This is a genomic window from Treponema phagedenis (assembly GCF_008153345.1).
GTDB lineage: Bacteria > Spirochaetota > Spirochaetia > Treponematales > Treponemataceae > Treponema > Treponema phagedenis.
The window spans coordinates 2,725,205-2,741,602 of record NZ_CP042818.1 but is presented as its reverse complement, the minus strand read 5'-3'; the positions used below and the strand labels follow the sequence as shown (position 1 = coordinate 2,741,602).

Here is a 16,398-nt window from a genome sequence, read left to right as displayed (position 1 = left end):
CTCGTAGGCGAAGCGAAAGGAAAACAGGTAAAGCTTCGCCCTTGCGCCGTGTCGGACTCTTTTTTATAACAGGAAGCTTTAAAACTCGCAGGCGAAACGAAGGTAGAATTCCAAGGTTTCGCCCTTGTGCCTTCATTTCAGATAAACACTTATACCGTTCTTCCGTAGGGCATACCGATTAAGAGCTCGCAAACTTCTTTTGTTTTTTCATCGGCGTCTTCTTTTTTGCCGCCTGCTTCGAGGCGTTTAATCTCTGTAAGTATGATTGCGTGGTTTTCAGGGGTAAGTTTAAATTGAAAGCCGATGATAATTGCAATCATAAGCATAAAAAGCGGCATAAGAATGAAAGAGGTTTTTATACCGATGAGCGTGCTTTGTTTTTGCTGCGGCTTTTGCACTTGCCCGATGCCTGAATATTTAAAGTCTATTGCATCAAGTGTTTCCTTTAAATGGTAAAGATCGTCTTTTGTGTAAAATCCTTCTGGCTCAATTTTTTTATACACCGCTCCTTCTTTTGTATACGATGAGGTCAGGAAAAAAAGACTGTTCGCTTGGGAAAAATCTTTTTTATCAAAAGATGCCGCTATAAAATTTTCAAAAATCTCTGAAGGAATTTCAGGAAATGTTTTTTTATTTTCAAAAAATGAGGCATGCTTTTCCGCATTTTTATTTTTCTTCTCGAGCTCTTTTTTGTATAGGTTTGCGATAATAGTATCAGTATCCAAGCTCAGGTATTTTAAGTGCAGATTTCCGTCTTCCTGTAATGAATAATATTTTTCAATTTTTTCAAACGGCGTGTTATTTTTGTTGCTCAACTCCTTCGCCTCGTTCAATTGCGCCTGAGTTAAAATTGAGGGAACAGGGGTTTTATATCCGATAGCGCTTAGCACAAAACCGATAGAGGTCATTATTACAAGACCTAAAAACAGTTTACGCATAAGAGACATTGCCGCCGAATACGTTCCCGCCCGATTTTTGCCACTCATCACCGTGTCAATATCCGATAAAAAGGGCAAAAGCTGATGCGGAATAAGATTGTTCGCGGAAATGCCAATGCCCATGATAACCATGTTTAAAATTAAAAATATACTGCTTGTATTCGGCTGGTGAAAAGCCATAAGTAAAATTGAAAGTGCAAATATTATGAGTCCGGTAAGATACACGGGTTTATGTCCTTTTTTATTTATAAAATAACTGTGTATCGGCAAACTCAACATCATGACAATGAGCAATGTGCCTTGTGCGATAACAAAAACGCTTCCTTTGTTCAAATAATCCACAATATAGAATAAAATGAGCGACATAAAAATATCTAACGTTCCATACGAAAATACATACATCGCAATATGGATTCTGCATGAGCGGCTTTTAAACAGGGAAAGAAAATTTTTAATAAACGATTCTTTTTCTTTTTCCTGCGGGGCATCTTGTGGCAATTCCCATGTTTCAAAATAAAGCGGTATCCATGGGAGGGCAAAAATGAGGGCAAAAACACAACTCATTACAAAATAACCGGTTTTACTGCCATTGAAATAGTCAATAATCGGCTGAGCTAAAAGCCCGCCAAGCAAGGTCGCAATAAACGAAAACATGAGTCTGGAGCTGTTAAGCTTATTGCGCTCTGAAAAATCCTTTGTTATTTCCGCACTGAGGGCTGCGTACGGCACATAGGATACCGTTGTAACTGTAAAAAATATGATATAGGCTATTGTATAAAAAATAAATTTTCCAATTTGACTTTCTCCGCTGAACGGAAACCAAATAAGAATAAACGAGAGGGCAATCGGAACAATAGAAACTAAAAACCAAACTCGCCTTTTTCCGAACCTGTTTTGCGGTGTATTATCCGCAATATACCCCATCATCGGATCGGAAACCGCATCCCAAAATTTCCCGATTCCGGGAATTAAACCGGCGAGAACCGGGTGAAGACCGATTACGTTTACCAAATAATACATGGAAAACGTGGTTACAATAAAAAAACAGCCTCCGCCGTATAAATCAGCAGCACCGTAGGCAAGATATACTCGCCATGTCATTTTTTTCCGCTTTGTATTCATGGCTTGTATTATACAATACCTCATTCCGGAACACAAGATTTTTGTGTCTTTTTAACCGAATTTTAACAAAGCGAAAAATCGGACAAAGTACAAACAATATTTTATGAAATATGCTTTATGCCGCTTAAAAGCCTATATTTCAAAAGCGATGCCTTTCTTAATAACCACTGTTTGTTGCAATTGTAAAAATTACACGCGTAATAAAATTAAAATGTGCCGATGCTGGAAAAAATAATCAAAATGTTATATAATTCTATTTGTGTAATACAAGTTTTGGAGGTTTTTGTGCGTGTCGGTGTTAAAGCACTGTTTTGCTTTATTATTCTTTTTGCTCTGATTGAAGTTCTTTTTTTGCTAAAGGGACAGACCTTGTTTCGGGTTGTTGAAAAAAATTTATATAAACCGGCTGTTTTGAGGACAATGGATGAACATTTAGATAAACTTATAGCAATAATTGATACCTGGCATGAAGAAAAACTAAAAGCTTTTTCCGCATTTTCAAATTTGCAGGAAGTAAAAGAGAATTTCGGTATCGGATATAAAAGCAAAGATACTATGGAATATGAAGCAGCAATAGAAAAGCTTTTAACGGATACTGTCGGGTTAAAAGGTATCCGTATTATAGACCCAAAAACCGGCTCTCTTTTGTTTAGCTCTTTTAAATCAGATATTGTGGCGCAAAAAGATGCCGGTATTGCATATAAGACCTATAACGCTGCCAATCATAGTATTCCGATTAAGTATTTTTTCAATACTCTTGACACGCCGGAAATCTTGCTGGATGCTGAAAGCAATAGCTTTGTATATTCTTTGCCGTTTTATACTGTTTATGATAACTATCGCGGAAAGATTTTATTTTATCTTTCAACAAAGGCTTTGACTTCTCATTTATTTACACTTAACAAACTTCAAATTGCGGATAACGTGCAATTTATACATGATGATGATTTTTCCTTTAAAGGAGTTGCACTTGGGTTACCATACTGCGATGAAGATACTATAAAAAAATTTTTACTAACTGAATGGGAGTCCGGTAATTTTAATGAGGAAAAAACGATACAGGCAAATAATATCAGCTGGATTGTACTCAGCGGAGAATCAAAATACGGAGCATGTGCACAGTTTGTTCCTGAAAATTTATTTATTTTCAGTCGATCATCTAAAGGTTTTTTACTTATTGTCGGGTTTGTTACCATTTTTTTATTTTGCTTCCTGCTAATCAATATCAGGCGGGATCCGCTTACAAAGATAAAAACCGGAATTGAGCATTTTTATAATCAGATAGTGCAGGATTTTTTTAAAGAAAAACAAGCATTAAACCGACAAGAAATTCAAGAAAAGATGCTATATAGACGAAGAGAAATAGACGCTGAATTTAAAAACGGCATAAGCAGAACATTTCTGATTAAACATGAGAAAGAAATAGATGCACTACTCAATAAGGAGTGGGAAAATATGGTTTCCATATTAACCGAAGAGAAAAAAGAAAAACCGATAATAATAGAAAATACTCAGCATATATATGCTGATGATGAAAATCGTTTAGTTATACAAGAAGTTTTTGAAAACGATATTCCTGAGCTAGAAAGTGTGGAAGACTTGGCAGATGAAATAGAAACGGCGGGCGAAAAGAATCTCTTGCATGCAACTATGAACGAAAACACGATCCTCGAAGCTACAAACAATGCAGAACAACCACGTAATTTTTCTGAAGATTCTTTGTTTGCAGCCTCCGACGCCGACGAAGTTACCTATCTTCCTAAAATCAATACCGACAGCTTATTTATATCTCCTTATTTTGATAAAAGAGCAACCGTAAGTTTAGAAGCGGTAGGAGAGGCCGAAGCGGAAGAATTGATTGATTTATCGAGCGAAGACAGCATTATCAGTATGGAAGACGGACTTTTTGCAGTTAAACCGAAAGAAAATTCTACAAATCTTGATAAAGATTTTAAAGCTTTGGTAGATTCGATATTATAACTTAGCGTAGCGTTTTTTAATATCCTCAAATAATGTTTTTAATTCATCTGATATGAGATCATAAAAAATTTTATTAAAAAAGAGTTCGACACAACGGTTTGGTTTTGCCGTCCGTGGCAAAACCAAACCTATGAGTTTGAAAACTCCTATTATACAAATGTGGTAGTTTTCAAACTCAATTCTGTGTGGAACCACGGGCGTCCACACCCTGATTTTTAGTATTCTTGATTAAATCAGTGCTGCGAGTTTAAAAACTCCTATTTATGTCGGTGTGGTAGTTTTTAAACATCGCTTTACATTGTTCTGAGTTTTGCCGTCCGTAGCGGTTCTGAGTTTGACAACGGTGGGCAGTTTACCATAGGAATGTTTTATTCGGTAAGCTTTATTGTCGACATATTCTCGAATGTGAACTTAATTACAAATTATGTCAGGCGTAAATCAAATTATGTCAGGCGTAAATCCTTGGCTGTAAAACGCCGATAGAAGTTTTTATAGATTTTGTGTATCCGCGGCTGTTTATATTGATAATTCAAGAATAGCGGCTGCCTTAAAAGGGCAGCCACATGCGTTATTCGGTGGCTTCGACAAACTCGTGTTTTACCACATTTGATTTAATCAATTCCGCCACTTCTTCGGGTGAAGATTTTACCCACCATTGATTACGACCTATTCCGAGCCCGATTTCGCCGCGCATTTGTAAGGTATCAACCTTGAATTTTTTGCCGTCCGCTTTTTTAAAATTAATTTTGCACTGGTAACGCTTTCCGTTTGCGGGATCAATGATATAGCCTTTATGCCAGGAACCTTCCGCTTTTTTTACCAAATTATAAATAAAAGGAGTTCCTACAAGCGCCATGTTTTTGACCTTACCTTTTTTCGGAAAATCGGGGTAGCTGTCTTTGCAGGCGGTTACTGCTGCTTTCGGATTATGATCCATGCAAACAAGCATTGTTCCGTACAATTTGTCATTTTCAACATAGATGTTCCAAACGCCGGTCGGTTTTCCGGTTTTTTCATCAATGCTTTTCCATAAACCTTCCGCCGGGTCTGCGGCAAAAGCAAGGGCTATACTTACGATAAGCATAGAAAGAAGAATCATAGATTTTTTCATTTATATACCTCCAAAATCTTTTGATAGCAAATATCGTTTTTTACATCGTTTTTATAAACGGCTGTACAATATTTGCAAGAAATGTATATCATAAAATTTTAAAAAAGTTATCCCTAAACGGTTACAAAAATTCACTGTTTTTTTAATTTCTATAAAAAACTCTGTAACTCTAATATAGAAAATTAATGGACTCAATTTTTATTCCGTAAATTTTTGCACTGGATTTTTATCCGAAATTGTATTACAGTCTTTTGTATGATTCTTGCTTCCGCACCGATGGCAGCTCTTACCCACGCCGGTTTACGCTTGCTTATTCATCAATTTGCAGACCCGGATGAATATTTTACCGAAATGATTCATTGTCCCTCTCTTGTGTGCAAAGGACAATTTGAGGATTGGTATTTGCATACCGCGCCGGCGCCTGAAAAACTTGTGTGGCAACTTACCTCAAATGATGCGGAATACGCCGCAAAGGCGGTTCCCATTGTGCTGGAAAAAGGCGGCATCGGCGTTGACCTCAATATGGGCTGCTGCGCTCCTCAAATTGTACAATCCGGAGCGGGCTTTGCGTGGATGCAAAAACCGCTTACGGAAACCGCGCACTTTGTGCGGACGGTGCGGCAGGCAATCAATGAATATGAGAAAACGCAGGGGAGAGCATTTCGGCTGAGTGTAAAATTGAGGCTCGGAATAACGGAAAACACTGCGTTTTTGCACTCCTTTGTACAAATGCTTATTGATGAAGGAGGCGAACTGATAACTTTGCACCCGCGCACCCAAAAACAAAAGTATTCCCGTCCCGCAAAGCACGAATTTACGCACCGCTTGGCGGAAGAATTTCCCATTCCGATTTACGGAAACGGCGACATCAACTCTTTCCAAAAATTACAGCGGATGCAATCGTCGTACCCTTGTGCCGGCTGGATGATTGGCAGAGCAATGATTCAAAAGCCGTGGATTTTTGCCGAGCTAAGGGGCGAACAGTTTGAAAAGCCTATTGACCTTTACCAAACCGCATTGCTTTTTTTAGAATTTTTGCAGCAAGAACAGCCGAAAGAATTTTGGAAAACAAGAATGCAGCGTTTTTTTGCGCTTTACTGCGACAACTTCACGTTTGCGCATTATTGCAAAACCCTTTTATTAAATGCCGAGGACATCCCCGAAGCCGAAAAACGCCTGCAACACTATTTTGCCGAAGTTCCTGAAGACAGATTTTTGCGTGGATAAAAGGCGGATGGAAGTTTTTTTTATATTTTAGTATTGGGAATTACGAAAATGCTATGAGCAGGAATACGTGTACACAGGCAGATCTGAGAATTGTCCGCAATGTTTTCGGTTTGAAACATTTTCCCTGTGGTAAGTTTACCCACCGTTGCTCAATTTTAAACGAAGTTTTAAAGCATCAACACAAAACTGTAAAATTGAAGCTTTAAAACTCGTAGGCGAACCAAAGGTAGAAATTCCAAGGGTTCGCCCTTGCGCCGTGTCGGACTCTTTAAAAATGCTTATTTTTACACATTGTTTTTACAATTGTTTTGATTAGCATTTTTGCTTAAAAACTTTTTGCAGGTAACCTTCAAGTTTTAAAATAGCAAAAGGCTGCACTGTCTTTGTTGAGTAAAGCACCGTTTCCGGTGTGTATTTTCAGTAAACGTTTTTTGCAAAGCGTTTACTAAAAATATCTGTTTATAAAAGTTTTGCAAGAGCTTCCGCAGTAAAGCCGAGGTGTTCGGCAACTTTTTTTGCAGGGCCGGACTCTCCGAATTGCTCAATAGAAAAACAATTCTGCGGAGATTCCGTCAATCCTTCCCAGCCTTGGCGGACTCCCGCTTCGGCAGTGATGATTTTTGCAGTTCCGGTTATTTTTCGTTTTAATTCTTCGGGAGTTTTTTCAAAGCTTTCTTTACTTAACACCGAAACAACGCGGACTTTTTTTCCGCTTAAAGCGGCAGCACGCAATGCAAGCTCTACTTCGGAGCCGGTTGCGAGAATACAGACTTCGGGCGTATCACTGCCTTTTTGCACAATATACGCGCCGCATTCAATAGTTTTTCGCCAATTGCTATCCTCTTTTTTGAGTATCGGTAAATTTTGCCTGCTCAATATAAGGCATACCGGTCCCGTTGAATGTGCGAGGGCAATTCGCCATGCTTCAGAGGTTTCTTCAGCGTCTGCGGGACGTAATACCAATGTATTCGGAATAGCACGTAAGGATGCCAAGGTCTCAACCGGCTGATGCGTCGGGCCGTCTTCACCGACAAAAATCGAGTCGTGGGTAAAAACATAAATGGAAGGAATTTTCATTAAAGCGGCAAGGCGCAATGCGGGGCGCAGGTAATCGGAGAAAACCGCAAAGGTTGCACAGAAAGCGCGTAATCCGCCATGTAATTGCATACCGTTAATAATCGCGGCCATGCCGAATTCCCGCACGCCGAAATGTAAATATCGACCGTTGCGGTTAGAAGCGGAAAAAGCTTTTGCTCCGTCTATTCCAACCGCATTCGGTCCTTGTAAATCCGCTGAGCCACCTACAAGATTAGGCAAAACTTTTGCAAACGCATTAAGCGCTTTTTTGGAACCCGCTCTTGTTGCAATACTTTCTTCTATTGTGTAGGAAGGTTGCTCAACCTTTTCTAAAAGCTCTGCTAAAACTCCGCCTTTTGTAAATGCCTGATCCCATGCTTTTCGCTTTTCGGGATACGCCTTACTCCACTTTTCAAAAACCGTATTCCAGGAATTTTCAAGCGCGGCGTTTTTTTGTTTTTTTTCTGCAAATGCCGCATATGCTTCGGGGGCAACATAAAAGGGCTTACTTGGATCAAGCCCCAGAGCTTTTTTTGCCGCTAAAACACCTTCTTTTCCAAGCGGTGCGCCGTGTGCCGCCGCAGAGTTTTCAACAGTGGGTGCCCCTTTTCCTATTACCGATTTTAGCATAATGAGGGAAGGGCGCGTATCTTGTTTTGCCTTTTTTACCAATGCTTCAATCTCATCATAATTATACATGGACCCGCGCAGCACCTGCCATCCATAAGCCTCGTAACGTTTTTCAACATCTTCCGTAAAAGCTATCTCGGTTGACCCGTCGATACTGATTTTATTTTCGTCATAAAAAACTATGAGTTTTCCGAGCTGCAATGTTCCTGCATAACTGCACGCCTCCGATGCGACGCCTTCCATTAAACAACCTTCACCAACTAAGGCATACGTATAATGATTTACGATTTCATATTCTTGCGTATTATACGTTGCCGCAAGTATTGACTCGGCAATTGCAAAGCCTACCGCCATCGAAACACCCTGACCAAGCGGCCCGCTTGTCGCTTCCACTCCCGGAGTGTAGCCGTATTCGGGATGCCCCGGACACACGGATCCGATTTGTCTGAACGTTTTTATATCATCGAGCGTAACAGGATAACCGGCAAGATGTAAGATTGAGTATAAGAGCATGGAGCCATGCCCCGCAGATAAAATAAAGCGATCCCGATCATGCCAATTCGGATTTTCCGCATTATATTTCAAGATATTACCATACAAAACCGCTGCAAGCTCGGCAGCTCCTAAGGGTAAGCCGGGATGCCCCGAATTAGCTTTTTCGATTGCATCAATTGATAAACTCCTTATAGAAAGGGCGATAGAATCTAATTCATTCTTTTTCATATAATAACCTCCACAGATAATTAAAGCATATTTTTATCTGTAAATAATATCTTATTTTTAAAGTTTTGAATACAGTTTATAATAATTGCGCACGACAAAAGCACGAAGCTGTTTGTTTTTTCTTTGCAGGAGATTTGGATGCAAGATCCTAATGTTTCTATATACTTTTTATCGCTTTACTGCCCGCACACCGCTTCCATAAATTAAGTTAATAGCCGATAGCAAAGAATTGATGTCGGCTATTAGCGGTCGGCTTTTCTTTTTTCAATAATGCTTGTACGAGCTTCAAGTTTTTTATTATCTCGATGATCTTATCAAGAGTTTTGCAGCTCTTTTGGGAAGATAAGATTTTTAGTTTAGTGTAGCGTTTTGTAATTAACTTACTGTTATGCAAGGTGAAGCATCAGCAATGATGGCTGGTGGATTTAGCATCGCTATGGTAAATTACTCACCGTTGTCAAGTTCAGAACGGGCACGGACGCCCGTGGTTCCACGCAGCAGCGACGTTTTAAAAGCACAGCCGCTTTCAAGTGCTTTTAAAACTCGCAGGTATAATTTTGCCATGGACGGCAAAATTATGCCGTGCGGTGGTTCCAAACAGAAACGATGTTTTAAAGCAAAAGTATTTGCAAAGCTTTAAAACTCGCAGGGTTAGTTTTTGCCAAGGACGGCAAAAACTCAGAACCGCCACGGACGGCGGTGGTTCCAAACAGAAACGATGTTTTAAAGCAAGACTGTTTGCAAAGCTTTAAAACTCGTGGGTTAGTTTTTGCCAAGGACGGCAAAAACTAACCTGGACTCTTTTTTATACAATTTTTTACGATTATTGCAAGATGTATTAAAAAACGGATCGAGTTATTAAAAAACTCTCCACCAGCTTATTAAATTAATACAGCATCGACTAAAATTTAAGTTTTGCCAAATGCCCCATCACTGTTATAATCGCTTTTTTGTTTTCTTCACTCATAGTTATAATTTGCTCAACAGCACTTGCGATCTGGTTTGTTCCGCCGCTTATTTCATGCATACTATTTTGAACTTGCTGTGCACCGTTTGCAAGACGTGTCATCTCTTTTCCGACTTCGGTGTTTCCCGTAAGCATTTCACCCGAACCTAACCGTACTTCTTCGGTAATTTTAGTAATATCCCTTATTGCTTCAAGCACCTGCGTACTTCCGGAGGTTTGTTCTTCCATTGCATTCATTATAACAGTTTCCTGATCCCGTATTGCATAGCTTAAATTCGATATTTCGGTAATTTGTGTAACAACTGTTTTGGCACCATTAGCAACAGTTTCAATATCTTGCTGAAGCGTTTTAAGTACTACGGAAATTTGTTTTCCCTGTGTACCGGCTTCTTCCGCAAGTTTTCGAATTTCATCGGCAACAACGGCAAAGCCCTTTCCGGCTTCTCCGGCATGTGCGGCTTCAATTGCGGCATTCATTGCTAAAAGATTTGTTTGACTTGCAATATGTTGAATAACGTTTGACGCTTCAAGCAAACCTTCCGAAGCCTCTACAACTTTTTCTATGTGAGTGGCGGCCTCTTGAGTTGAATTCGTAGCTGTCTGCGTCTGTTTATCCAAATTTGCAATTGATATCGCATTTTTTTCCAAGACATCCGCGACCGAATGAATATTCGCAACCATTTCTTCGATGGCAGAAGAGGATTCGGCTACAGTGCTTGCCTGATGTTCAATATTTCTGTCAAGGCTTTCAATCGTTCTTGCAATTTGCTCTATTGTTGCTTGGGTTTCAAGCACACCGCTTGTTTGCATTTGTGTACTTTCATTTACCGAACTTACATTTCCGCTTATTTGTTGCAAAGTTGCCGAAGTTTCATTCATATTTGCGGCAAGTTCATCCGCAACTACATTCGATTTATTTATCGCTACGTCAATATCTTTTAAAAATTGCTTGTTAAATGATAAAAACGAGTTAAAATTAGTCATTAAAAAACCTATTTCATCCCGCGAAGTAATTACAATGTCGTCAAGCTTATAATTTCCGTGAGATAAATTTTCAATATTGTCATAAATAAGCATAAGTCTATTTATATTTCCACGCATAACGGAAACAATATTTACAACAGCAAATCCAATGCCAAATATATGCAAAGGTAAAAGCCGAGTAACCAGATTTATAAACTCAGGTTCAAAATTTTTATTTAAGAATGGAAGGAGTGTGAGAAAAGCAATTGATACGGAAGAAAAAAAACTTATCATAAATATTTTACTCGTCAGCGACATTCCGAGTAAATCTTTATTTAATGGAATAAAATTTGTAGATTTCTCAAGGTGCCTAATTGTGAGTGTGGCGAAAAAACTCGCTACAGCAAAAACATTTCCAACAGATAATACATAGGATGTCATAAACAAATTAGAGTCTTTAATTATTCCCGTTTCAAGACTGATAAGAAGCGGAGAAACAAGAGAAACCGCAATAGGAGTTACAGGTACAGTTCGTTGGTAGCTTACTATGGCTTTTTGAGCACTTAGGAGATCTTCTTTCCAATTTTGTAAGTGTTTATTAAGTTTTTTATACTTTATAATGACTATCGCTGGCGGAATAACAATTGTAGCAACAAAAAATTTTGAAGCTAAGGCTGTATTCACAATTGAAGCATCCATCGCCCCGGAAATTAAAACTGTTATAACCGCTGTCAGCATTCATGCAGTATTTGCAATTAAATCATACACTAAAATTCGTTTTGGTAATGCGACGTTACTTTGATCTATCGCCTCATGTTGATTAAAACCGGTATCACTTGTCATTATACCCCCCTAAAACAGAAAAAAATGTATACCCTTACAATATAAAAAAATATAAAATCTTTGCAATACTCTAATAGCAGGGTGTCAAGCCACTATAAAAATAGGTTTTATTATTCTGCGGTTACAATCAACTCACATCCTTAAATATAAGCAGCCTACCCAAACTGACCACATTGCGCTGCTACAAACACACTGACTAAAGATGCCTTTAAAGCCATATTTCAAGCATTCCCACAACGAGATGAAGCCACACCGGGAAAGGCAGTAATATACTTAGACGGAAATAAAAACTCCAAAGTTTTCAGTTAGCCTTCAAGCGAACGTAAAAAAACCTTTAATGAGCAGTCATTGTCAGATTTAGTGTATCTTTTATTTGATTTTTCCGTTCAATCGCTCTAAGAAGTCTTCAAAATTACTTAACACGCACAATCAATCTTCTTCGTCAAAAGGCTTTTTTGGTTCATAACTGATTTTTAGCGTCATTCCGGGCAAGAACACGCCCTTACTGCGAGTGATGGTGTGTACATCATTGTCTGAAAATCCGATTTTTTCTCCGCCTTTCAAAGTTACATCGGCATCTATCACATAGTATGTCATATCAATAAGAAAATCCCGTACATCATTGGGATTGGCATCGGCGTTCAGAATTTCCATTTCAGGCTTGCCGAATACATTCAGCCCATTGGTATAACAACATACACGAAAGGTTTCCGTCGGATGCAGCCCGAACCAAATCCATACCATAATAGGAAGCTCCCCGTCTTTTAGTACTTCGGCGTAATCTTTGTAAAATTGCGGTTCAAGCACTGTTCCATTGACATAAATACCGGTAACAGTATCCTGATCGCAGAGGCAGGATATAACTTTGCTGAAAAGCTTGCCTTTTTCTATTATGTTTTTCTCTTTACCAACTACCGCGACTACGAGATGAGCTTTGTGTGCCTTTGCCATTTCGACAGCCTTGTTCCATAAATAGTTATATTTTGCATTTTCCTCCGCTTCGGCGTTTGGAATAGGAACAGATGCAAAACCGACCATTGCTATCATGTTACCGACTTCGAAGGCTAATGTATCTTGACGCTTGTCCCAGCCATCGTTGTTTACAACCGCGTCCAAACCCCATTTTTTTTTGAGATCGGAAATAAATTTTGCCTTATCCCATTGAGCTTTCGACAAAAGGGCAAATCCTGCAAAAATACCTACCGGATTTTCCTTTGATTTTTTCTTTGAATTCTTCATCTCTTCTCCTTGTGTAACATTTTTTGATGATTCGATGCGTTTTTAATGAATCATAAACAATTTTATAAAAAGAGCCCGACACAACGCAACGGTGGGTAATTTACCATAGGAATGCCTACACCTCGCTAACGCCAAGCAAAACCCCAAAGTTCCGCACGCCAAAAACCATCCCCCGACAGCCTCTGCGCGCAGAGCAGGACGACTTGTACTGACCCCCTGTTTTTTACGTGGAACCACGGGTGTCCATACCCGTTCTGATTTTAGCATTCGCGGCAATTTACCATAGAAATGCTGAATCGGCAAGCCATTATCGTCAATGCTCCTATTATAATGGGAGTTAATTACAAGCTTCTACACAAAACAATGGGCAAAAAAAGAGAGGACGCTGCCTCTCTTTTTTTTATAAATAGGGTATGCTTCAAGCAAACGGTTCATGCGTTTGATAAAATGGATCGGGTCTTTCAGTTCGCCGCTTAAACCGCAGCATAAAAATAGTTGTTAAAACCTCAGCAAATTTTGCCGCCAGAAACTTTTATATCCGTATCATTTTCGATAATAGCCTCAATGGCGAGTGTGATTCCGTGCACGATGGTGTCTAAAGCCATGGACGGCGTGAGCGGCGGTTTATCCGTAACCTGTTCGGGTAAAAACGGAATGTGAATAAAGCCGCTTTTCATCGGTTTTTTGCTTGAGGCGGCAAGGTGCGCAACGCCGTAACAAACATGATTGCAGATAAAAGTTCCCGCCGAGTTGGAAACCGAAGCGGGAATGCCCTTTGTCCGCAGTTTTTCCACAATAGCCTTAATCGGGATTGTAACAAAGTATGCGGCGGGGCCGTCTTTTACTACCGGCGTATCAATCGGCTGATTACCCTCATTGTCTTTAATTCTGCAATCGTCAATGTTAATACCAACCCGCTCAACCGTGATGTCGGACCTGCCGCCCGCCTGCCCGATACTGAGCACAACATCGGGACTCTCTTTTTTTACCGCCTCTTTTATTTTATCCAAAGACTTTCCGATCACTGTCGGAATTTCAAGTTTGATAATATCCGCACCTAAAATCGTATCAGGCAGTTTTTTTACCGATTCTATTGCGGGGTTAATGCGCTCTCCGCCGAAGGGATCAAAGCCCGTAACCAATATTTTCATTTTACTCTCCTATAAAAAATTTAAGACAATTAATTTAAGCAATCTTAAAAAACACAGTGATTATGCAGTGTTTTGCCTTAGCGGCTTAAGGAGCAAAACTTGCTTGACCGAATAGCAAACAAGACTCTGTTTCAGACTCTTTCAATTATTGCTCCTATTATCACTATCAATTAAAAAGCAAACAACAACATCAGAATAATATGTGCAACAATTAAAAATGCAGACAAAAAAGCCTGAGTTTTAATTAGCGCATATTTATCGTTCGTTTCCAAAATAGCGGCGGGAACAATATTGAAATTTGCCGCCATCGGCGTAAGCAAGGTTCCGCAGTATCCGCACGTCATTCCCAAGGCGCCGACAACCGCAGGATTACCGCCCTGTGCGATTACAAAAGGTATGCCGACCCCAATGGTGATAACGGTAAAAGCCGCAAAAGCATTTCCCATAATCATGGTAAAAATTACCATACCCAGACAATAGGTGATAACGCCCAATACCGGAATTCCTTGTGGCACAATCGCGCCCGCAAAGTTCCCGATAATTGTACCGATTCCGGCTGTAGCAAAAATAGCACCGAGTACTCCCAGCAATTGCGGCAAAAGGCTTGAAGAACCTACCTGCATCAACATCTTTGACGTATCATGCACCGTATTTTTCAAGCTCGGTTTTGTCAAAAGCACCGCCGCAATCAAAGCGATAATTGAGGCAAGTCCAACTACTTGCGCAGTTGAAAATCCGAAGATAATAGCCTTTCCTTCGGCAGTGGTACCGATTGCGATATTAAAACTTTTTACCTGCGCCAAAAACATCGCAACCACTCCCAAAAGCAGGGCGGGAATAAAAATCTTATTCATTACCTTTTTTGAGTTCTCTTCAATTTCTTCTTTTGTAAGCGGTGCAAATTCTCCCATTTTTACCTGCTTGATTAATGTTAACACACCTAAAAGAATAAGCAGTCCGCCGATAATCGCACCTCCTTTTGGAACATAGAGCACCAAAGCTTTACCGAACATAAAAAGTAAACCCAAAATAGTCCAGAATAAAAAAGTTCCGATCGGAGTCTTTTTGCCTTTGAGTGCAAGATAGCCGGTTACAATCGAAACAATTCCGCAAAGCCCGTATACGATTTCATCTATTAAAATACTGTTGTTAAAAATAGCACTAAGCATTGTTTTTTTCTCCTTTCTTAAGATGGCGTTCAAAAAGCCAGCATTGCACCAAAGCAATAACCAACATCGCGACACCGGCTAAAATCGAGTATTTTGCAATATCAGCATTGCTTACCGGAACCCCTTGTTCCTGCAGCGTTCCCGTGATTAAAAGAACTCCGCCGGCAACGGGAAAAATATTTTGCCCGAAAAAGTTTCCGTAATTTTCCGAGGCGCCCGCAAGTGCCTTAATTCCCTCAATATCCTCATCGCTTAATGTGCCGTGCTTTTGCGCCGCACCCTCTGCCATCGGAAGAATAAGCGGACGAATAAATTGCACATGTCCGCCTAAGCGAATCGAAAAAGCTCCGGCTATTGTACGAATTAAAATATACAGCCAAATTACCATTCCCGCACTTGCACCCCTAATCTTCCTGATAAAATCCGCAGCCCGCTCCTTCAGTCCGTAGCGTTCCATAATCGCAATAACCGGAAAGGAAATAAAAAATAAACTCATATACCGATTATTTACAAAGCCGGTGCCGATCGAATCAAGCACCGCAATAAATCCCTGCTTTGCAATAAGTCCGGTTGCAAGTGCAGAAATAAGCACAACCGCCACTACATCAAGCTTTGCAATAAACCCGATAATGATAATTGCAACGCCGATTAATACAAAATAATTCATAGCAACGTCTCCTATAAAAAATTTTTAAGAAATCAAAATTTACAGGTATGTTACATAAATTTTTTATTCCTGTATATACTTGTGGTCATTTTTTCAGGGCTTAGGCATGAGCAAGGGGCGGCTGCCCCTTTGCAGTAATAGGAGTTTTCAAACTCGTATAACGTTCTGTAAGTCGGTACAAAGCTTTAAAACTCACAGGTTTGGTTTTGCCACGGATGGCAAAAACTCAGAACCGCCATGGATGTCGGTGGTTCCACGCAGACGGTTTTGTTTTTGACACGGACATCAAAATCAGAACAAATTCAAACGATGTTTAAAAGCATCAACAGTAAATTACAAAATTGAAGCTTTTAAACTCGCAGCAGTGATTTAATCAAAAATACTAAAAATCACTGCGTAGCGGTGGTTCTAAACAGACGGTTTAGTTTTTGACATGGATAGCAAAATCAGAACCGCCACGGACGGCGATGGTTCCAAACAGCAGCGACGTTTTAAAGCAGGACAGATTGCAAAGCTTTAAAACTCGCAAGGCATAATTTTGCCACGGATGGCAAAACTCAGAACGGGCACGGACGCCCGTGGTTCCAAACA

At 39.8% G+C, this 16,398-nt stretch carries 10 protein-coding genes; 2 read left to right on the top strand and 8 right to left on the bottom strand.

All coding sequences use genetic code 11. From position 1 onward, the window contains the following. Positions 1–149: 149 nt before the first annotated feature. On the bottom strand, positions 150–2,060 hold the full coding sequence (locus FUT79_RS12025; protein WP_187426862.1) for an MFS transporter: 1,911 nt from the start codon (positions 2,058–2,060) through the stop codon (positions 150–152). 285 nt (positions 2,061–2,345) lie between these two features. Between FUT79_RS12025 and FUT79_RS12020 the strand changes: the two genes are divergently transcribed. After that, the gene (locus tag FUT79_RS12020; RefSeq protein ID WP_024753202.1) at positions 2,346–4,040 is read left to right on the top strand and encodes a hypothetical protein; all 1,695 of its coding nucleotides are present in this window, start codon (positions 2,346–2,348) and stop codon (positions 4,038–4,040) included. Positions 4,041–4,608: 568 nt separating this feature from the next. Here the strand turns inward: FUT79_RS12020 and FUT79_RS12015 are convergent. Continuing rightward, complete coding sequence (locus FUT79_RS12015; RefSeq protein WP_002696889.1) at positions 4,609–5,151, bottom strand: DUF2147 domain-containing protein; 543 nt, start codon at positions 5,149–5,151, stop codon at positions 4,609–4,611. Between the two features lie 255 nt (positions 5,152–5,406). Between FUT79_RS12015 and FUT79_RS12010 the strand changes: the two genes are divergently transcribed. After that, a complete protein-coding gene (locus tag FUT79_RS12010; RefSeq protein WP_024753204.1) occupies positions 5,407–6,378 on the top strand; it encodes a tRNA-dihydrouridine synthase family protein in 972 nt (323 codons plus the stop codon). 459 nt (positions 6,379–6,837) lie between these two features. Here FUT79_RS12010 and tkt read toward each other — a convergent pair whose 3' ends face one another. From tkt to FUT79_RS11975, 6 genes are all read right to left on the bottom strand, one after another. Beyond that, positions 6,838–8,808, bottom strand: a complete 1,971-nt coding sequence (gene tkt / locus FUT79_RS12005) for a transketolase (protein WP_044634407.1) — start codon at positions 8,806–8,808, stop codon at positions 6,838–6,840. A 901-nt stretch (positions 8,809–9,709) separates the two neighbouring features. Continuing rightward, positions 9,710–11,476 (bottom strand): methyl-accepting chemotaxis protein, encoded by a 1,767-nt coding sequence (locus tag FUT79_RS11995; RefSeq protein ID WP_044634405.1) that lies wholly within the window; start codon positions 11,474–11,476, stop codon positions 9,710–9,712. A gap of 534 nt (positions 11,477–12,010) precedes the next feature. Beyond that, entirely contained in the window at positions 12,011–12,820 is an 810-nt protein-coding gene (locus tag FUT79_RS11990) for a DUF4261 domain-containing protein (RefSeq protein ID WP_044634404.1), read from the bottom strand. A gap of 506 nt (positions 12,821–13,326) precedes the next feature. Further along, positions 13,327–13,971 (bottom strand): pyroglutamyl-peptidase I, encoded by a 645-nt coding sequence (gene pcp / locus FUT79_RS11985; protein ID WP_002696912.1) that lies wholly within the window; start codon positions 13,969–13,971, stop codon positions 13,327–13,329. A gap of 170 nt (positions 13,972–14,141) precedes the next feature. Next, a complete protein-coding gene (locus tag FUT79_RS11980) occupies positions 14,142–15,140 on the bottom strand; it encodes a DUF979 domain-containing protein (protein WP_044634403.1) in 999 nt (332 codons plus the stop codon). Beyond that, entirely contained in the window at positions 15,133–15,807 is a 675-nt protein-coding gene (locus tag FUT79_RS11975; protein ID WP_044634402.1) for a DUF969 domain-containing protein, read from the bottom strand. Before FUT79_RS11975 ends, FUT79_RS11980 begins: the two co-directional genes overlap by 8 nt. Positions 15,808–16,398: the final 591 nt, after the last annotated feature.